The organism is Solibacillus sp. FSL K6-1523 (genome assembly GCF_038005225.1).
Taxonomy (GTDB): Bacteria; Bacillota; Bacilli; order Bacillales_A; family Planococcaceae; genus Solibacillus.
In genome coordinates, this window is the sequence record NZ_JBBOSU010000001.1 from 205,363 (window position 1) to 225,390 (window position 20,028).

Consider the following 20,028-nt stretch of genomic DNA (forward strand, 5'->3'; position numbering starts at 1 on the left):
CTGTGATTCAATGTGAAAAATTAGAAAAGCGTTACGGAAAGAACAATGTATTAACAAATGTCAGTTTTCAAATTGATGAGCCGAAAATTATCGGTTTAATCGGACGCAATGGTGTGGGAAAATCGACGCTTCTCAAATTATTAGCAGGGCATTTAAAGGAAACAGGCGGGCATGTGCAAGTGCTTGGGAAAAGACCGTTTAATGCATTACATGTTGCAGCGAATGTTATTTTAATCGAGGATTCGATGTCGTTTCCATCAATATTTACATTGAAGGAGATTTTATTACATGCGAAACGTTTTTACCCGAATTTTGCAACGGAACTCGCATTTGATTTACTGCGCTATGTCGGGATTTCGGAAAAAAACGAACATATGCAATTATCCAAGGGGCAAATGGCAGTATTCAATTTAATTTACGGCTTGGCAACACGCTGTGCGATCACACTTTTGGATGAGCCGATGAATGGCATGGATGAAGCCGTTCGTGCGGATATGTACCGGGCAATTTTGAAGGATTATATCGCATTCCCACGGTTAATCATTATATCGAGTCATTATTTACAGGAGATGGAGCATTTAATTGAAGAGATTTTATTGTTTCATGATGGAGTAGTAGAGCTGTATGCACCACTAGAAGAAGTGCAGCAAATGGCACTTCGTATCGTTGGGCAAAAAGAAGAGATCGAGCCGCTTTTAGAAAAGGCACATGTGTTTTATAAGCGTGAGCAATCGCCATTATTTGAGGCGATCATTGAAAATAACAGACTTGAAATACCAGCTAGTGTGAAGAGCCAATCATTAAGTGCGAGTGAAGTGTGTAAATATTTGACGAGCAGTAAGGAGGGGACAATTGATGACATCTTTAAATAATGTCAGTATTACGCAAAATATATGTCAACAGCTCCTGTGGAAATGTCGAGTATTTAGTGCGACATTCAGTACGATTGTAATTGTGCAAATGATTTTTGCGGTGTTAGTCGGAAGTACTGGAAGCAGAGGTAGTGGTCGCGGTTTTTTTGAATACGATGAGCGATATTTTAGTTTAGACCTCTTATTAATTATTAGTGTTATTTCAGCAATCATGCTCGGTTGGTTACTCGCTACTCAATCTATTCGCAATGATAACTATGCGGTAGTAACGACGAATTTTACAGAAACCGTATCAACTTTATTATTTTTAGTTGTGCTTAGCGCATTTACCGTTTTGTCCGCATTAAGTGCATTTTATATTACGGCTTTTTCACGATTATTAATATTTAATCAAGTGAAGGTTAATGTGGGGTCACTTTTTGAACTGTCTTCATTATTTCTATTTTTCCTATTCGTTTTGTTGGCCGGATCAGCAAGTTTCTTTGCGAGAACGTTATATGATTTCTCGAAAGTTATTACGCTGTTGTTAATTATCTCCTTTATATTTTATACACAATTGAGGAATATATCAGATTCGGCATTGATTAAGTTTTTCTTTATCCCTGACAATGTGGGGGTTGAAGGGGGATTAATCTTTATGATTGTACTATTTTGGGTACTAGCGATTGGCATTAGACAACGTAGAGAGGTGATGCGAAGATGAATATATTATGGGTGTTTCTACCGATTTTAGTGATGGGTGTATTAATTATTGGTGTTGTAAAGCTGGCATCAAGAGTTAGAATTTGGACACCGAAGCGAACATCTTGGGTAATCCTCATTTATTTCATGTTTGGTATCATTTCGTTTATAGGAATTTTAATTATGCCAAATAAAACAATGAACCCCCTTTCTGAGCAACAACTACAAATTGCGTTAGCTGAAGAGAAAAAGGTAGATGAACTATATTGGGCTGATAAATTCGATCAAATTCCAGCTGATTATTTCGTTTTTGCCAATAGCTATGAGGGAACAGCAGAGGATATTGAAATTACACTGGGCGAAAACGTTTATAATACGCGTGTTGCGGTAACATGGAATGATTCGAAATCTAAAGAGATTGTAGCGACTTATTATGAGTCACCGCTAATTTTTAATCGTATGGATATTTCAAAAGAAATGCAACCGCCTGTAATTGAATTTAGGGATAATCATTTCTATATTTCAGAAGTGGAAAAAAGAATAGAAATTTATTCGGTTCGAGCAAAAGTAGAAATGTTGGATCCTAAAAATATGGGGTTTATGCCTGGTGAAGATTTAGACGATTTTATCGGAAATCGGATTTTACACTTGAATGTTCCGAAGCACTTCAATATCATTGATAACAGTGGGCGGGTGGATTAGCTCACCCAATCCATAACGAATTGAGCGACGGAAAGTGAAAAAGTTATTAAAATTAGTTCTGTTTGTAGCAGCAGTTTATGTGTTTTTGTATGTGAATAACAATTGGATGATGACGACGAAGCTAGTGCATGAATCAGAAAAAATTCCGGAAAGCTTTCATGGGTATCGGGTAACACAAATAACGGATTTGCATGATGCGACATTCGGCAAAAATCAATCGCGCTTAGTGGAAAAGGTACGGAAAACGAAGCCTGATGCGATTTTTATTACAGGTGATTTAGTTGATAGTCGACGCTATAATTTGCAAAATAGCTTGCAAGCAGTGGAACAGTTTGTTGAAATTGCGGATGTTTATTACGTGCTCGGAAATCACGAGGTAGCGCTAAATTTAATGGACGAAATTTATTTGGCGCTGACGGATTTAGGGGTGCACGTTTTACCGAATGATGCAGTGGTGTTAGAGCGTGACGGGGAACGCATCGCCATTGCCGGTATAGAAGATCCGTTAATGGGACGTCCTGTTGGAGAGATGATTGATCAGGCGATGAAAGGCGTAGATGACGGGCTTTTCACGATGCTGCTATCACATCGACCAGAACAATTTGAAACGTATGTTGAAAAAGAAATGGATTATGTATTTACGGGGCATGCACATGGTGGACAAATAAGACTGCCGTTTATAGGTGGGCTCGTTGCACCATCGCAAGGATTACTCCCAAAATATACAGCTGGTATTTTTGAAGAGAATGATACAACAATGGTTATTAGTCGAGGATTAGGAAATAGCGTTTTTCCATATCGGATTTTTAACCTCCCGCAAATTATTACGGTGGAATTTCAGCGGAAATAATCTAAAAAACGTCACATTTGTGGCGTTTTTTTTAGTGGATAAAATTCCATTAAATTGTATAAATAAGGCGTGCAGATTGATGCGGGAAAAGCCATGTGCGCCATGAGTTCCCACGATTTAACAAACGCGTACTTTATCAGAATATAAATAAGAAGTTAACTCGAATTTTTGGAAACTATTCAATAATAATATGAGGAATCCAATCGCCTATTAAGATGAAGAGTAATATATTTTTAATTCGTATTTACTTAATGGAATCATTTCTATATGATGGAAATTAATGAGGTACTTTAGAGTGTTTGTGAAAGCGGATACAAGGACATGGTAAATGGTTGAAAATGTAATGGGAGGGTGACTAATGAAAGTAAAAAGTCTAGGTGCAAAGCTAACATTATCAATTATTATATTATTAACGGTAACATGTGCAATTTTGGGCGTATCAAGTTATTACAATAGTTACAATGCATTAGAAATTCAAATTCAAGATAACCTGCAATCAAGGGCGGGGGATGTTTCAAATTACATAGAAGAATTTTTTAAACGTACGAATACAGAAGTTGAAAGTATTGCAGAACAAGCCGTTATTCAAAATATGAATTTTGATGAGCAATCTATGTACTTAAATAAGCGCCTTTCTGAAAGTGAGGACTATATCGGTTTTGGTATTGTTGATGCGAATGGGGTAGCGCATTATTTAGACGGCAGTACAGCGGATTTAGCGGATCGTCCGTATATTACGGAAGCTTTTCAAGGGAAAACTGTAATGTCGGATACTATTATTAGCCGTGTAACAAATGAACCCGTTATTATGATCGCAACACCCATTGCGACAACAACAGGTGAAGAAGCGTTATTACTAGCGCGAATGGATGGTTACTTTTTATCTTCCGTTTTAGAGGATATCGTCGTTGGTGATACGGGTTACGCCTTTTTAGTGAACAAAGAAGGCATCATTCAAGCGCATCCTAATGCTGATTATGTAAAAGAACAAAAGAACTTTTTAGCTGAGGCGAAAGAAACTGGAGAAATGACAGGGGAAGCTTTAGCAATTGAGAGAATGATTAGCCATGAAAAGGGATTTTTTGAATTTGCTCAAACTGACAAGAAAAAACGCTTTTTAGGCTATTATAATTTGGAAAATAACTGGTCGATGGGTATTTTGGCTGCTGAGCATGAAATGTTTGTTAGTTTAAATCAAATGAAAATTATTTTAACAATTTCTACGTTCAGTGTACTATTCATTGGCTTCATATTTGCAGTAGTTGTTTCAAGCCAAATTAGTCGACCAATTCGTGAAGTGGTAAAAGTAAGTGAATTTATTGCACAGGGTGATTTTACGCATCAACCATACGAAAGGCATCAAAAACGCCAAGATGAGCTAGGAGTTTTATCGCGTTCGTTAACAAAAGTCGTGGAAAGTATGCGGACAATGATTACGAAAGTTCATACGAGTTCCATGAATGTGAGCGAGTCATCTTGTGAGCTGATGGGTGATGTGAATCAAGTGACAACGAATGCTAAACAAATTGTACAATCAATTGAAGAAGTACAGCGCAGTTCGAATAGTCAAGCGCAAGTCGCAGAGGAAAGTGCAACGGCGATGGGACAAATGGCGATAGGGATTCAGCAAGTGGCAGAAGTGGCGAGCACAGTAGCAGAACATACAAATATTATTGAAGATAAAGTTCGTGATGGCTATCAGGCGGTGCATCATTCCATAACGCAAATGAAAGCCATTCAAGAAGGGACGGAAATCGAGCTAGAAATTATCCATAAATTAAAGCAAGAATCGTTAGAAATTGGTTTAATATCAAAAATGATTACGGATATTTCAGATCAAACCAATTTACTAGCGCTAAATGCATCCATTGAAGCAGCACGAGCAGGTGAGGCTGGGAAAGGGTTTGCGGTCGTTGCGGGAGAAGTTCGAAAGCTATCCGAACAAACTGCCAATTCTGCATCTCAAATTAATATTTTAATCGAAAAAGTCCAACGCTATACAGAGAATGTGGTTACCGCTGCGGAATCGGGTGAAGAAAAAGTGACGCTCGGTATCCAATCCATTCACCAATTGGAGCAACGTTTTGGTGAAATTGTCGCAGTCGTTACGCAAATCGCAACCGAAATAGAAGAATTAAGCGGTTCTGCACAACAAATGAGTGCGAATACGGAAGAAGTTTCAGCATCGATGGAAGAAATGTCGGCATCTGTTGCATCGGCAGTAGGGTTTGTCCGTGATGTAACACAATCTGCAACAGGTCAGCTGAATACAGTGGATGAAATGGCTAAACAAGCCCAGGAACTTTCGACGATGGCACAAGAATTACAAGTAGCGATTCGCCAGTTTAAATTATAACGTATGGGGCAGTGGTGCATAAACCACTGCCCTTTGCTTATTTGTGAATAATTAGACGTATATCTTTTTCATTTCATCTAACAACTGCCCGGCGGTAAGAACCTTTTCACCACCACCTTGTATGAGGGCATCATTGCCGCCACCTTTTCCGTTAATTAAAGGAAGGATAGCTGAAGAAATATCTTTCATAGAGTGCGTAATATTCGCACCACGAGAAGCAACGAATTGTAACTTTTCCTCGTTTTCGGCTACTAAAAGGGCGATAGCATCAGGATTTTCCTGTGTAATAAAACGTGCTAACTTTTGTAGTTGTTGAATGGAGCGGTTTGAAAATACACTTGCGGCAATTGTATCTTTTGCTAGCTCACGTGCTTCAAAAACGAGCAGTGCATCTTGCGCTTCTCCAAGGGCTTTATCGTTCGCCTTAGCTGTTTGTGCGAAATTTCGTAAAGCATCGGCTGCATTTTCCTCGGGAACACTTAATTGTCGCGCAACTTCGCTTAACACTTGTTTGCGCATCGCTAATTGTTGTAAAACACGTTGCCCACATACAAAATGAATGCGAATTTGCTGCTTCATTTTTTCGGTAGCGAGGATTTTTATTAATCCAACTTGTCCCGTAGAAGTCGGATGTGTACCGCCACAACCGTTGTAATCATATTCTGGAATAATAACTAAACGAATATCTTCATCCACTGTTACTTCTTTTCTTAAATTGTATTCAGCTAACCCTTCTTTATCCACCCATTTTGTTTCGATCGGACGGTTTTCTAAAATAATTTCATTGGCGCGGCTTTCTACAGCTGCTAATTGCTCCGCAGTGACATCCGCTGTATTCAAGTCAATTGTGGCTAACTCTGTGCCTAAATGAAAACTCACAGTCGCAAAATCAAAAAGCTCCACAAAAGCAGCTGTTAATATATGTTGCCCTGCATGCTGCTGCATATGGTCAAAGCGGCGGGTCCAATTGAGCTTGCCGTGAACTTCTCCCTTTAATGAAGTAACATCCGCTAATGTATAATGACGAATTTCCTCACCCACTTTTTCGACATCTATTATTTCAATATCATTAATCCAGCCCGTGTCATGTGGCTGTCCACCACCTGTTGGGTAGAAGGCTGTATTATCGAGTACTACGTAATTACGGTTTTCTTCTGAACCTGTGCGCACAATATTTGCCCTAAATTCAGAGAGCATTGAATCTTGATAATAGTATAGGTTTTTCAAATGTATCAGCTCCTTAAGTTCTAGTTTGGCATATGTAACGAGCGCTGTCACTTTGATTTCATTTGACGCATCCGATTTTTTGTTTATGATTAAATAGATAGGCTTTTGAAGGGAGCATGATTATGAATATTACACAATTTTCGATTGAAACGATTTTAGACCCAACGAATATTATAGAAGGCAAGCGCTTTGAGCTTTTATTAGATGTGGAAGTTGATGAAGAGGACGAGCTTTATTCAGAAGCAGGCCTTGAAATCCGTGCCATTATCGGCGTACTGGATGAAAATGTGCGCGTTATCAGCTATTTTATTATTGATAAAAAGGATAATGCTTACTTAGAGTTTGAATTAGAAGAAGAAGAACAACAAATGATTTTGGATTTTTGTAACGAAGAGTTAAAATCAGAATTAGGATTAGCATAAAAAAAGGACCGAGGCATTTTCAGCTCGGTCCTTTTCAATTTTTGTAATGCTTATTTTGGATATGTAATAAACTTAATAGTGTAGTAGCTACCGGTAATTCCGACACCTGCATATGAGAAATATTTATTATTAATATTATCGCGGTGTCCTTGTGAATTTAGTAATCCATTATGCGCTTCGAAAATTGTTGGGTAGTTGTAGCTTAAATTTTCGCCAGCTGTAGTGAAATATAAACCTGCATTTTCCATACGGTCGAACGGAGATACACCACTTTGGCTATAGTGATCGAAATAATTGTTTGTATTCATATCCGTACTGTGGTTTTTCGCCAATTTTGCAACTTTTGGGTCGTATTTTAACGCATGAATCTCATTATTCGCACGCGTTACATTTGTTATCTCGATAAATAAGAATTCCAAGCTTGAATATTTGCTTGCGGAAGTATCCCTTTTCATCATTTTAAATTTTTTCGCAGATACCTCATCAGCATTTTCCCAGTAAATTGCATCAATTTTATTGCCATTTAGCTTGTCTACTAAAATATAAATCAGCTTGCCATTTTTCTTTACTTTTGCCTCGCCTTTATAGGCCTTTCCAACTTCGAAGCCTTCAAGTATAGCGCCCTTTTTCGTTATATAACCGCCGATTTTATCTTTTCCTGATAACACAGCAAGTTCAAATTCTTTGTAGTTAGAGTTTGTAATATAGTAGCTTAAATTTCCACCCACATCGTAAAGTTTTGACGCGTCTAAACTTTCTAGCGGTGTTGTTGGTTTTGTTGGGGCTACATTACTAGTACCTGATAAAACGCTTGCTGCGAGTGTGCCTTGATTATTTTGAGACATACGGTATAAAAATGTTACAGCTTGAGAACGAGTTAATGAGTTAGAAGCTCCGAATATTTTTGCAGGATCCGATTCATTCATATTTTGTCCTGATGAGATACCTTCAGCCATTAAATATGTAACAGCGCTATTCAAATCAGATGGTTTCCCATGTGCAAATGCGATTAGTTGAGCAAGTGTCCCGCGATTAATGGACTTCTCTCGAACGGAATAATTATCCGCCCCTTTTACAGGTGCATTATAGTAGTTTAATCGATCATAATAAATGTCCGACCAAACGTGACTGTCCGTGCGTTCATTTGGCACAGAAGGGAACTGGAAAAATTCGACGTACATTTTTGCAAATTGTGCTTCAGTGACGGAACTTGCAGGGTTGAATTGTCCATTGTTACCAGAGGCGATACCATATTTATCAGCCCACTGGATTGCATTATATGATGGGTGCTTAGTACTTACATCAGAGTAACTTGCCGCTTCAGTTAGTAGTGTGAAACCGTTATAGGTGAAAATGACTATTAGTGATATTGTAATTTTTTTCAATTAAAGTCACCCTTTTTTACCAGTAGTATACCATTGGATTTGGTGTTTTTTGATGGTTTTTCAATTTTTATAATAAATGATTCATAATATTCAAGAAGGGGAGTTGATGGTAATAGAAATGTTGGATGCGCGAAAAGGGAATTTATAATAATGGCTTTCATTTGTAGGTCTATTTTACTGTGTTATTTATTGTGTTTGATAAAAAGAAAGGGAAAATAGCGCATATGGTTTGATAAATCAAAAAACCACCATGAATTGTTCATCATGATGGTTTATAGTAGAGCAAAGTCTATAGCTAAGCAATCAATTACGCCTCGGCGTAATTGCGTCCAGATTTTTTCGAGCTCGCTCGAAAAACTTCCCTTTAAAATCTGTGACATCCGCCGGAGCTTAACTTGATTCAGCCGGGGTTTGAACCCCCACTGAATAAAATTACCTTTTTGGCATTCATCCCCCACTTATAGAAGTAGGGGACTTCTGCTGAATTAAGTTAAAAAATAAACAGACACCCAATTCGGTCACGTCTTTTATTTGAAGTTAGCTCTCTTTCTTTTACCACGCAGCAATTTGACCGTCTGTGCGTGATTCTGTTCCGCCGTAGAGGACGCCTGTTTTTTGGTCACGCCAAATAACTTGCCCGCGTCCGAATAGACCACTGTCATGCGTAATGTGGATATCATGCCCTTTTTGTGCGAGCTCTTGAACTAAATAATTTGGGAAATGAGGCTCCACTTCAATACGTTTTTCACCCATCCATTGCCAACGCGGCATGTCGAGTGCAGCTTGTGGATTTAAATGGGCATCAATTGTATGTGTGATCACTTGGAATTGTCCTTGTGGTTGCATATAGCCACCCATTACCCCAAATGGACCAACTGCTTGATTATCTTTCGTTAAGAAACCTGGAATAATCGTATGGTACGTACGTTTCCCAGGCTTTAAGAAATTCGGGTGATTTTCATCAAGTGAAAAATCATAGCCGCGGTTTTGCAACGAAATTCCTGTATTCGGAATGACAATACCTGAGCCAAAGCCCATGTAGTTACTTTGAATATAAGACACCATATTTCCTTCTTCATCCGCTGCGGCTAAATAAATAGTACCACCTTTTGGAATATCAAACGGGATTGGATCAAGTGCCGTATCTGTTATTTCAGCAAAGCGTTTTTCGCCATATTCCTTTGATAACAGTGTTTCTGTATCCACAGGCATATGGGTACGTTCTGTAACGAATGCTTTTCCGTCTGTATAGGCAAGCTTCATCGCTTCAATTTGTTGGTGAATACTATTTGCATCTTGCCAATTTGCCTCTCCATGCTGATAAATATTCAGTGCCATTTGTGCTACAATTCCTTGTCCGTTTGGCGGGATTTCCCATACATCATACCCTTTATAATGAACCGAGATTGGATCCACCCACTCTGGTTCGTAGCTCATTAAATCCTCTTTAGAAAGGAATCCGTTATATTTTTTCATGAAGGCATCAATTTTGTCTGCTAACTCACCTTTATAAAACGCTGCCCCTTTTGTTTCTGCGATTAATCTTAATGTCCCCGCATGCGCAGGGGATTTCCAAACTTCGCCGATTTCAGGTAGACGTCCATCAATCGAAAAAGTCTCAAACCAGCTTGTGAATTCCTCTGTTGTTAGTTTTTCTTTGTATTGTTTATAGGCATTTTTCCAATTGTGACCGAGCGTAGGCGAAATAGGATAGCCTTCCTCAGCGTAAGAAATAGCGGGTGCAAGTACTTCTGTTAAAGGTAATTTCCCGAAACGTTCTGAAAGGGCTACCCAAGCAGAAGGGGCACCTGGAACTGTGACAGGAATTACACCATGCATTGGCACTTTGTCTAATCCTCTTTCAGTTAAAGCTTCTTTAGAAATTGATTTTGGAGAAGGGCCTGATGCATTTAAGCCATATAACTCATCCTTCATCCAAACAAGTGCAAAGGCATCGCTCCCAATTCCGTTAGATGTTGGTTCAACAACGGTTAATGTTGCAGCCGTTGCGATCGCAGCATCAACTGCATTTCCCCCTTTTTTTAAAATGTCTAAGCCAGCTTGTGCTGCAAGTGGCTGAGACGTTGCGACCATTCCGCGAGTGGACATAACTGTATTTCGCTTACTTGCAAACGGATGATGTAAAAAATTCATTTCAAATTTCCCCCTTTGTTACATTTGAAAATAGTGTATTTTTATATGGAACCGTAAAAAACGGGTACCTATTAATTAATTGAAGCGTATTATGATCTTTCTAAAAACAATGTATCAATCCAACGCTGTACTTTGAGCCCTTCTTCAAACGTGACAAGGAAGACATCTTCAGTATGAAGCGCTTCATGACATGCTTGAAGTAATGTTTTGGGGGTAACAGTCGGAATCACTTCTTGCTCTGCCTCATACGGCGCACTTATGAATACTTGTGACCAGTTGCGAAGTGTGACGACTTTTTTTGTACCAAAAATTTTGAACTCAATCCGCTCCTCTTGACCAATTGTTGATAATCCATTAATGACTACTGGAATACCACTCGTTGTTTTCGCAAGCGCGGTAACCCCTGTTTCGCATAACGTAACATCTTCTGGGTACGTCGTTTCGTGTGCAATAATCGACAAATCACCAAATAAATGATGTGTTAACTGGAAATAATGCGGGAAGATTTCGCGAATAAAGCCACCTTGCTCACGCGAAGCAATCCATGGATTTTGTTGCCATTTACGCGGCCACTCTGGGAAATACGTATGTAGTTCAATGCGTGTAATAGCGCCCATTGCCTCTTCTTTTATCTCCTGCTTTAACTGATGAACAGCTGGACTGTACATGAGTGGGAAGTGCATCGCTGTTTTTACATTCGCGTGCTGCGCTACTTGAACCATCAACTTTCCATCTGTTGCATCGTGTGCTAACGGTTTTTCCGATAAAATATGTAAGCCATGTTTCGCAATTTCCTGTGCGAGCGATGCGTGACTGACAGGTGGTGTACCGATATATACCCAGTCAGGTTTGAGCTGAAGTAGTTCTTGTAAATTAGCTACAGTCGGAACGTTATATTTTGCTGCAAGTTCTTCAAGGCGCCTTTTATTTTCATCGTAAATCGCTGTGATTTCTAAGTTTGGATTGTCGAGTGCTTGATTGATGATGCGTTCACCGACAACCCCTGTTCCGATGATTGCAATCGAAGTTTTGGTCATATGTATATAGGCTCCTTTAAAAGTTTGAGTTTTCTGATATTTAGTTTAGCATATTTTGGGTGTTTGGACAGGGGGAATTTTAAAATTGCGGAATCAAGTGTGCTCGCAAGCTTGTTTTTAGTGGAGAAACTACGTAGAAAATCCCTAGGCGCTAAAATGTACCTAGGGATCTCTAAAGATTAATATTTATCATTATCCGACAGGAGACTCCCACTTCAAGGAATGTGTAGGGTGTAGCCCAATGAGTAAGTGGGAGATGAATGTCGGTAGGCGGTAGCCTAAATCCGATTGCGAACATACATTCCATTTGGTAGAATGAAAGAAATGGAGGTGAACCGATTGTTGACTTATAAAGCGTATAAATTCCGTCTCTATCCGACAAAAGAGCAGACGACATTAATCAATAAAACGATTGGCTGTTGTCGCTATATTTTCAACTATTGTCTAGCGGAGTGGCAAGCTACATACATAGAAACGGGTAAAGGCTTGTCGTATGGAAAATGCTCCGCGATGCTGCCAACATTAAAAAAACAAGAGGAAACGAGCTGGTTAAAAGAAGTAGATAGCATTGCCCTTCAAACAACAGTACGACATTTAGCGGATAGCTATGACCGTTTTTTCAAACAACAAAACGAAGCACCGCGTTTTAAATCGAAGAAAAACCCCACACAAAGCTATACGACAAAAATGACGAATGATAATATAAAAATAATCAAAGGCCGCATCCAACTCCCGAAACTAGGTCATGTGAAATTCGCAAAATCCAAAGAAATTACAGGGAAAATCATGAGCGTAACCATTAGAAGAAGCCCCACAGGTAAGTATTTCATCGCACTTTTAGCTGAAACGGACGTCCAAGCCTACCCAAAAACAATGAAAAATGTCGGCATTGATGTTGGTCTCAAAGAATTCGCGAAATTATCTGATGGTACAACCTACGCCAACCCGCAGTTTTTCCGTAAGCTAGAGGCAAAATTAGTAGAAGAACAACGCATTTTAGCCTGTAAAAAAGAGGGGGCAATCAAACGAAACTGTCCATTAGATGAAGCGAAAAACTATCAAAAACAGCGCATAAAAGTAGCAAAAATTCATGAGAAAATCCGCAATGTACGGCATGATTACTTACACAAAATATCCACTGAAGTTGTCAAAAACCACGACATCATCGGAATTGAAGATTTGCGTGTCAGTAAGATGCAAAAAAATCCCCAACTTGCCAAAGCCATTAGTGAGCTGGTCAGAATTCGCGCATATGCTCGAGTACAAAGCACAATGGCACGGCAAACAGGTGATTCGAGTAGGTAAAACATTTGCCTCCAGCCAGCTTTGTTCACATTGTGGCTATCAACATAAAGACGTAAAGAATCTCGCTATCCGAACATGGACGTGTCCAAAATGTCTTACAGAACATGACCGAGATCTCAACGCAAGCATCAATATTCTCCAAGAAGCATTAAGGCTTCAAACCGTAGGGACTACGGGGCTAGCTCGGTGAATTCTCCATCTAATAGAGATTTCAGCCAAGAATCTCCCTCCTCTAAGCGATAGCGTAGGTGGGAGTAGTTCAAGGTTTACTTAATTGTAAGTCGATCTATGTATAGAACAAACGAAAATGAAAAAAGTATACAAGAAAATGAAAATAATTTATTTAGCGGAAACGGGCAGTATAAGCTTATAGGCATATTCATATATGAAACATGCGGATAAGGAGTTGTGGAAGATGAAAGTAGTAATTATTGGCGGAGATGCGGCAGGTATGAGTGCAGCGATGGAAATTTACAGAAATGATAAGGAAGCGGAAATTCTTGTGCTAGAGCGCAGTGCGATTTATTCGTATGGTCAATGTGGCTTGCCGTATGTGATTAATGGGAAAGTATCGCATACAGATGAATTAATCGCTCGAGATGTGGAAACGTATCGTGAAAAGTATGGTATGGATGCACGCATATTCCACGAGGTCACAGCGATTGATACGCAGGCTCAAATTGTGTATGCGACAGATGTAAATAGCAACGAAGCATTTGAATTTTCCTACGACCGATTGTTAATTGCGACTGGTGCTTCACCAACGATGCCAGCATGGGAAAACCAACATTTACAAGGGATTCATTATGTGAAAACGATTCCTGAGATGGATGTGCTTATGAAAGATTTAGCGAATACCAAGCATGTTACAGTTATTGGGGCGGGGTATATTGGGTTAGAAGTGGCGGAAACGATTCGTGCTCGCGGCTTAAAAGTTCGTATGATTCAACGTGGTACTCAACTGATGGCGAATCTTGACCCGGAGTTAGCAGAGCTTGTGCTAGAGGAAGCAATTAAAAATGGGATTGACGTGTTGTTAGAAGAGGAAGTTATAGGCTTTGAAGGACAGCAAAACATACGAGGAGTTCGTACAAATAAAGGGAGCCATGAAACAGATTTAGTCATCGTTGCAACAGGTGTTAAGCCGAATACACAATTTGCGAATGGCTTTGCAAAATTACCAAATGGTGCGTTAATTGTTAATGAAAAGATGGAAACATCCATCCCGAATGTTTATGCAGCAGGGGATTGTGCGTCCCATTATCACCGAGTTAAACAAAAGGATGATTATTTACCACTTGGTACGACTGCTAATAAGCAAGGGCGTATAGCAGGCTTAAATATAGCGGGAATTGAGCAAACCTTTAAAGGCATTGTAGGCACATCCATCTTAAAGTTTTTTGATTTACAAATCGGTATGACAGGCTTAACGAATGAAGCGGCGGATGATCTTAATCATGTGGTAGAAGTGTACCGTTACGAGGCGAATGATGTGGCGAGCTATTATCCACCCGTAAGCCCAATGAAAATCCGCATGTTAGTCGAGCAGCAAAGTCGCCAATTGCTTGGTATGCAAGCTATTGGTGAAAGCGGAGTAGATAAACGCATCGATGTATTTGCTACAGCTTTATTTAATGCCATGACATTTGAAGATTTATTGGATTTAGATTTAGCGTATGCGCCGCCATTTAACGGAGTATGGGATGCGATACAGCAGGCACCAAAGAGATACGGGAAGAAATAAAATATGTAAATGATTCAGCGGGGGTTCGAACCCTCACTGAATCAAGTTAAACCAAGTATTACTTCTTGCTTTTAAATTCCTTTTTCACCCCATCAGAAAAATGAATTTCAACTTCAATTTCTTGATAATTTTCATCTAAGTCAAAAGCTTTCAATACTTCTGAAATGATTTCTTGATCAGTTGAGGTAGATGTGAATTGAAAGGATTTGAAAATGGGCTCTAGCTTTGTATAGGCATCATTCCCTTTTATTACTTTATTATTGCGATCTTCAATCGAAGCTTCTACTCCATCTCTTTCCAATTCATAATCGACCTCAAAGCTATCATTAATCCCGTAATCGACATCTAATGAAAAGCTGTTAAAGTTAAATGCACCTTCGTTAGCGATAGTATTCGTGTTTGCTTCAGTCTGTGTATTCGTATTTACTGGCTCCGTAGTTGTTACTTTTGTCTCTTTGTCATTATTACACGCCCCAAGTAATAAAAGGCTCAATGGCAGTGCAAATAGTAAATTTCTTTTCATTTGTTTATCCTACTCCTTTTTTTCAATATAGTATTGATATACCCCATTTTTAAAATTCAATACAAAACCCCGGTACATAAAATGTCCGGGGCTTTGCGTATCTATGAAAAAGGCGTTAGTCAAATGGTTCAAATAAAAGTAAATATTTTCGGTTTACGCTTACTAGTAAATGAGACAGTTTTACTAGGTGGAATCAAAGGGTAAAATAAAAATATTTATTTGAACTTAAAAGTACTATAACGCAAAAAAATACAATAATGGGAGCTTTAATATAAACGTAAATTATTTGTAATATGATTAAATTATCGAGAAACCTTGCTGCGAAAGGCTTTTCTTTACGAATTGGATTTATTCGTTTGTCATCATATGAAAGAATGATAACAAATAGATGACATCTGTAACAAAGCGATACAACTCAAGTATCCCCGCCAACCTAAAACTTCTACAAATTTTGTTTCAACGGTATTCCTATTTAAAATGCTGCATACAATAATACCGGGTTTGATAGAATGAGTAATTTATAGTGTCCTTTTTTACTGTTGATTTCGTTAATTTGCTCACTCATTAACGCTTGAAATTTCTAATTGCTCTTAAAAAAGTCCCTCTTTCATAGTATTCCTTATAATTATAAGTAGAAATAATCTTCATTTGTCATAAATCAATCTAATATTCTGAACTTAAAAATTGTATAATAGAATTAAGAAAGTTTTCCCAAAGAAGGAGAAAGTACGAGGTTTTTTAGGGAATACACATAAGAAAAGGTATATTTACTTCTAAATTTAGCGAATGATGGCTATTTTCATTCAGTAAAAAATGCTGGATGAATGACGCGGAGATGTAGCTGATCTCACTTTAAATTTTTGCAATTTTCTATCGCCTTATCACATCATACTTGATTCAGAAAAGAGGGTTTCATATGTCAAATGAGCAATTTTCAACAATCGAGCAACAAACAGATTCGTCAACAATGGAACAAAAAGACGTGCAGGAGTATACTGTCGAAGCCGTAGAAACGTTATTTGTTAATGAATTTACAGATGGTGTTTTAAATCCGTATGCTGCAATGTTGGGTCCATTAAAGGATGGGGGTACGATTATCGCTAACACAGCGCCAGGCTGCTGGGGACCGATGATTACGCCAGCTATTCGTGGTGGGCATGAAGTGACAAAGCCTGTTTATGTAGAAGGTGCGGAAGTCGGGGATGCGCTAGTTATTCAAATTAAATCAATCCAAGTGACGTCACTTGCTACATCGTCAGGAACTGATGAAGCACAGGCAGATCGTTTTATTGGGGATCCATTTGTGAAAGTGAAGTGTCCAGGCTGTGGAAAATTGCATCCAAAAACAGTGATGCAAGGAATTGGGCAAGAGTCTGTTCGTTGCGCTACATGCGATACAGATACAACACCTTTTAAACTAACGAATGGTTACACAATGGCATTCCATCCAGGTAGTGAAATTGGTTTAACGGTAGGTAAAGAGGCTGCTCGCCGCATTGCATTAGATGCTAAAAAATTTATGCGTACGCCTGAAAAGTCGATACAACATCCAATTGCAGGATTTGGTCCAAGTGATTTAATTGGAATGATGGCGAGAATGCGTCCGTTCGTAGGTCAACTAGGGACTACACCATCAAAAGCGATGCCAGATTCCCATAATGCTGGTGATTTTGGTACGTTTTTAATCGGGGCACCACATGAATTTACGATGACCGAGGATGAGTTAAACATTCACCGTACGGATGGTCATTTGGATATTAGCCGAGTACGTGAAGGCGCGGTCCTCATTTGTCCTGTAAAGGTTGCTGGTGGTGGTGTATATGTGGGAGATATGCATGCGATGCAAGGTGATGGAGAGATTGCAGGGCACACAACCGATGTTTCGGGCATCGTCCAACTTCAAGTGAATGTTCTGAAGAAGGTAGCATTAGAAGGACCGATTTTACTACCAAACGAAGAGGATTTACCTTACACAGCAAAACCGTTTACGAAGGAAGAAAAACGTATTGCGCGTGATTTAGCAGAAGAATATGGTGTGAAGCAAATAGAAGATTGCTACCCATTATCAATTGTTGGGACGGGTGCTAATTTAAATCATGCAACAGATAACGCATTGGAGCGAGCGGCAAAGTTATTTAATCTCTCTATAAATGAAATAAAAAATCGTGCAACAATTACTGGGTCCATTGAAATTGGTCGCAATCCAGGTGTCGTAACAGCGACTATGCATATTCCGAAGGCACATCTTAAAAAAGCCCGTATTTTCAAACCGGTCAAGCGACAATATGATTGCTAGAAGGTTTTTCTAGCCTACTTTTCGGGAATAAGAAAAAAAAGAACTGTAGGAGATGATATTATGAAACCACTAGTCAAAAAAATTGAGGCATCAGTCATCTCAATTAGCGTGCAATCAGGGCTTGGGATTATTGAAACGATAAGTGAACGGGATGATAAAAAGTCGATTGTTTTTCAAGTAACACCAGAAACGCCACTCATGACAAAGGATGGGCAACGTTTGGGCGTATCAGCGATTCCAGTTAAGGGGAAAATTACGGTTTATGTTGATTCACTTACCCCGTTGCCGATGATTCAGCCACCACATGTCGTACCGCTATTACTTATTTTTGAACAGTATGGGAAAAAGGGTGAAGTGGCTGTTGGGATATTTGATGACCGATTATTTAGCGAGCAGCTCAAGTTAAAAGTTCATGTAGGGAGCAAGACGCAAATTGTGGATTTAACAGGGAAGCAAGTTAGTTCAGAAAGGTTAGCGGGGAAGCTATTATTCGTATTTTACGAAAAGGCAACGCACGGGAAGCCGGTCCAAGCAAACCCAACGAAAATCATCGTGACTCAATTGAGAGATAATTAAATATGTGCAAAAGCATATCGAATTCTATAAAGGCTTATGTATGAATGCCACTGTTGCAAATGGCAGGCAAGATTTACAACGCCGATAGAAGGAAGGTGTGCTTTTTTGCGGAACGAGAACAAACTAATTTAGTCATCCAAATTAGTTTGTTCTTTATGGGTGTATTTCTAATATAGAGGTATTAGGAAAAGCAAAGAGGAGGGATTTGTTTGTTGCTATCATTTGATGAGCAGCTACTTCAAGTAACCAACGGACAAACAGGGGAAAGCTTAGAACGAACATGTCTAGAGCAATTCTCATCTGACCAAATAGATCAAAGTAGTTGGGGCATCACATTGCCGAGTGCGCAATTTTTGGTTGATCCAGAACAAGCAGAGCAATTTTGTTTTCAATTGATCAAAAATTATTGGGGAAAAGCAACGTTGTTTTTTGATGCTACTTTTCAGGAAGCACATTTCAATGTTGAAGTGGTACATGAGCGGGTGCAACAATTTTTTGATAACCCAAAAAATAGCCAGCAATTATTTAACTTTTTACAAATTCACGGAGAAATACGCTTTGAACAATTTGTCGAACAGCTCTTTTCAAAACCGATTGAGGCGTCAAAATTAAAAAATGGGCTCGATGTTATTTATGTGTACAAAGTGAATGATCAATTTCTTGTGCAACCTATTTATTCGCAGCAAGCTCTATTTTGGGAGTATGTTTCGGCAAAGAAGATTTATTCATTGTTTTTGCAAGTGCCTTTACTAAAAATAGAGCGCCCTCTAGAATTGATGGGAATTTTAAAACAACAGCTTCAACATCATGTAACCGTGAATCGAACAGCATCAATTATTCATAAATTAGTTCAGCAAATTGATAATGTAAATCCTCGTTCCCTTGCGTTAAAACAGCTTCACCTGTTAAATGCGAGAACCCATTTTACAAGTGGAAGACGCCATTTTTTAAAGTTGAGAAAATGTATTGATACTTTGCAAGCGAATTGGTCAAGTGGGAGTTTAGCGCTGAATGAAAAGGAAAAAACGCTTTTATCCTACATGCTTTTTCAAGAGGCTATTTTTAAAAAGGAGCATGAAGCGATTGTTACATACGGGCTTTATTTAATTGAAGGAGAACGATTAAATAATCATGCAATTGAGTTGGTCGTGGAATATCAGGATGTGCTAAACAGTATGAGCCCGCAACCACATGCGATAGTGAAAAATTATAAAGAGAACTATTTAGAGCATGTATTTTTTGTGCTCATTGATACCTTAGTAAAGGAAAACCAGTTTGAATTTGCGATTGAGCTACTTCGAAATCACGAATTAGCTACATGCACAGTGCTTTTTGAAATACTTCAATCACCAAATGAAACGCAGGAACTACATAAAATTGAAGCCAATGTTCAGCAAGATATTGCGATTCTAGTAGATGGATCAACGCAGCTCATAAGGGAATCGTTAAAAACATGGCAAGAACAATATTTAGAACGAAAAGGACCTTACATACAAATTGCAGAAATGACCTCCATGCACGTATGTAATATACTGAAAATATTATTTCATGAAGAACAGGATATTTTATTAGAAAAACTATTAAGCGTGTATAAAAAGTATTTAGTCATACCTCAGCACTTAAATAAGTTACGACAGTTTATTGAGCAACGAATGACCGTGAAAATGTAATGTGGGGTCTTGTCAAAGAAATACGAGTTTGGATGTGACATTTCTTACAGCGAATGCCCCCTTCTATCTATTAAAATTTTAGATAGAAGGGGTGATGAGAATGTTAAAAAACATTTTGTTTAGTTGTGTAGGGATCGTCTTATCATTAGTGGCAGGAGTAGGCGTTTATACTGCTTTCGTCTCAGTAGGATGAATCAAAACATAAAGAAGGTGTGCCAAAACAATATT

General features: G+C 38.8%; 15 protein-coding genes and 1 pseudogene. 11 read left to right on the forward strand and 5 right to left on the reverse strand.

What is annotated here, in order from left to right; genetic code table 11:
• Positions 1-2 precede the first annotated feature (2 nt).
• From MHI10_RS01055 to MHI10_RS01075, 5 genes are all read left to right on the forward strand, one after another.
• Positions 3-872 carry an ABC transporter ATP-binding protein gene (locus MHI10_RS01055; protein WP_340782192.1) on the forward strand — a complete coding sequence of 290 codons (870 nt, stop codon included), beginning with the start codon at positions 3-5 and terminating at the stop codon, positions 870-872.
• Positions 856-1,575, forward strand: coding sequence for a hypothetical protein (locus tag MHI10_RS01060; protein WP_340782195.1), 720 nt, complete (start codon positions 856-858; stop codon positions 1,573-1,575). The genes MHI10_RS01055 and MHI10_RS01060 overlap by 17 nt, the downstream gene beginning before the upstream one ends.
• Positions 1,572-2,255, forward strand: a complete 684-nt coding sequence (locus MHI10_RS01065) for a hypothetical protein (RefSeq protein WP_340782196.1) — start codon at positions 1,572-1,574, stop codon at positions 2,253-2,255. Before MHI10_RS01060 ends, MHI10_RS01065 begins: the two co-directional genes overlap by 4 nt.
• Positions 2,256-2,289: 34 nt before the next feature.
• Positions 2,290-3,105 carry a metallophosphoesterase gene (locus MHI10_RS01070; RefSeq protein ID WP_340782198.1) on the forward strand — a complete coding sequence of 272 codons (816 nt, stop codon included), beginning with the start codon at positions 2,290-2,292 and terminating at the stop codon, positions 3,103-3,105.
• 358 nt (positions 3,106-3,463) lie between these two features.
• Positions 3,464-5,461, forward strand: a complete 1,998-nt coding sequence (locus tag MHI10_RS01075) for a methyl-accepting chemotaxis protein (protein WP_340782200.1) — start codon at positions 3,464-3,466, stop codon at positions 5,459-5,461.
• Positions 5,462-5,512: 51 nt separating this feature from the next.
• On the opposite strand, the gene MHI10_RS01080 is transcribed toward MHI10_RS01075, so the two are convergent.
• Positions 5,513-6,787 (reverse strand): alanyl-tRNA editing protein, encoded by a 1,275-nt coding sequence (locus tag MHI10_RS01080; protein ID WP_340789095.1) that lies wholly within the window; start codon positions 6,785-6,787, stop codon positions 5,513-5,515.
• A 23-nt stretch (positions 6,788-6,810) separates the two neighbouring features.
• Here MHI10_RS01080 and MHI10_RS01085 point away from each other — a divergent pair, with 23 nt between their 5' ends.
• Complete coding sequence (locus MHI10_RS01085; protein ID WP_340782203.1) at positions 6,811-7,110, forward strand: DUF6509 family protein; 300 nt, start codon at positions 6,811-6,813, stop codon at positions 7,108-7,110.
• Between the two features lie 50 nt (positions 7,111-7,160).
• Here MHI10_RS01085 and MHI10_RS01090 read toward each other — a convergent pair whose 3' ends face one another.
• From MHI10_RS01090 to MHI10_RS01100, 3 genes are all read right to left on the reverse strand, one after another.
• Positions 7,161-8,495, reverse strand: coding sequence for a CAP and S-layer homology domain-containing protein (locus MHI10_RS01090; RefSeq protein WP_340782205.1), 1,335 nt, complete (start codon positions 8,493-8,495; stop codon positions 7,161-7,163).
• 552 nt (positions 8,496-9,047) lie between these two features.
• On the reverse strand, positions 9,048-10,649 hold the full coding sequence (locus MHI10_RS01095; RefSeq protein ID WP_340782207.1) for a gamma-glutamyltransferase family protein: 1,602 nt from the start codon (positions 10,647-10,649) through the stop codon (positions 9,048-9,050).
• 89 nt (positions 10,650-10,738) lie between these two features.
• Complete coding sequence (locus MHI10_RS01100) at positions 10,739-11,686, reverse strand: Gfo/Idh/MocA family protein (protein ID WP_340782209.1); 948 nt, start codon at positions 11,684-11,686, stop codon at positions 10,739-10,741.
• Between the two features lie 339 nt (positions 11,687-12,025).
• On the opposite strand from MHI10_RS01100, the pseudogene tnpB reads away from it, so the two are divergent.
• Both tnpB and MHI10_RS01110 read left to right on the forward strand, forming a co-directional pair.
• A pseudogene (gene tnpB, locus MHI10_RS01105) lies at positions 12,026-13,181 on the forward strand (IS200/IS605 family element RNA-guided endonuclease TnpB).
• A 225-nt stretch (positions 13,182-13,406) separates the two neighbouring features.
• The gene (locus MHI10_RS01110) at positions 13,407-14,735 is read left to right on the forward strand and encodes an FAD-dependent oxidoreductase (RefSeq protein ID WP_340782211.1); all 1,329 of its coding nucleotides are present in this window, start codon (positions 13,407-13,409) and stop codon (positions 14,733-14,735) included.
• A 58-nt stretch (positions 14,736-14,793) separates the two neighbouring features.
• Here the strand turns inward: MHI10_RS01110 and MHI10_RS01115 are convergent, their stop codons facing one another.
• Positions 14,794-15,258 (reverse strand): YusW family protein, encoded by a 465-nt coding sequence (locus tag MHI10_RS01115; protein WP_340782214.1) that lies wholly within the window; start codon positions 15,256-15,258, stop codon positions 14,794-14,796.
• Between the two features lie 967 nt (positions 15,259-16,225).
• Between MHI10_RS01115 and MHI10_RS01120 the strand changes: the two genes are divergently transcribed.
• The 3 genes from MHI10_RS01120 to MHI10_RS01130 all read left to right on the forward strand — a co-directional run bounded on the left by MHI10_RS01120 (position 16,226) and on the right by MHI10_RS01130 (position 19,800).
• Entirely contained in the window at positions 16,226-17,554 is a 1,329-nt protein-coding gene (locus MHI10_RS01120; RefSeq protein ID WP_340789097.1) for an acetamidase/formamidase family protein, read from the forward strand.
• A 60-nt stretch (positions 17,555-17,614) separates the two neighbouring features.
• Positions 17,615-18,130, forward strand: a complete 516-nt coding sequence (locus MHI10_RS01125) for a hypothetical protein (protein WP_340782217.1) — start codon at positions 17,615-17,617, stop codon at positions 18,128-18,130.
• A gap of 209 nt (positions 18,131-18,339) precedes the next feature.
• Complete coding sequence (locus MHI10_RS01130; protein ID WP_340782220.1) at positions 18,340-19,800, forward strand: Fe-S-cluster redox enzyme; 1,461 nt, start codon at positions 18,340-18,342, stop codon at positions 19,798-19,800.
• Positions 19,801-20,028: the final 228 nt, after the last annotated feature.

Coding starts and splice junctions, on each gene's coding strand:
- MHI10_RS01100 (WP_340782209.1), bottom strand. CDS start 11,686: ATGACCAAAACTTCGATTGCAATCATCGGAACAGGGGTTGTCGGTGAA.
- MHI10_RS01095 (WP_340782207.1), bottom strand. CDS start 10,649: ATGAATTTTTTACATCATCCGTTTGCAAGTAAGCGAAATACAGTTATG.
- MHI10_RS01065 (WP_340782196.1), top strand. CDS start 1,572: ATGAATATATTATGGGTGTTTCTACCGATTTTAGTGATGGGTGTATTA.
- MHI10_RS01075 (WP_340782200.1), top strand. CDS start 3,464: ATGAAAGTAAAAAGTCTAGGTGCAAAGCTAACATTATCAATTATTATA.
- MHI10_RS01085 (WP_340782203.1), top strand. CDS start 6,811: ATGAATATTACACAATTTTCGATTGAAACGATTTTAGACCCAACGAAT.
- MHI10_RS01110 (WP_340782211.1), top strand. CDS start 13,407: ATGAAAGTAGTAATTATTGGCGGAGATGCGGCAGGTATGAGTGCAGCG.
- MHI10_RS01120 (WP_340789097.1), top strand. CDS start 16,226: ATGGAACAAAAAGACGTGCAGGAGTATACTGTCGAAGCCGTAGAAACG.
- MHI10_RS01125 (WP_340782217.1), top strand. CDS start 17,615: ATGAAACCACTAGTCAAAAAAATTGAGGCATCAGTCATCTCAATTAGC.
- MHI10_RS01060 (WP_340782195.1), top strand. CDS start 856: ATGACATCTTTAAATAATGTCAGTATTACGCAAAATATATGTCAACAG.
- MHI10_RS01115 (WP_340782214.1), bottom strand. CDS start 15,258: ATGAAAAGAAATTTACTATTTGCACTGCCATTGAGCCTTTTATTACTT.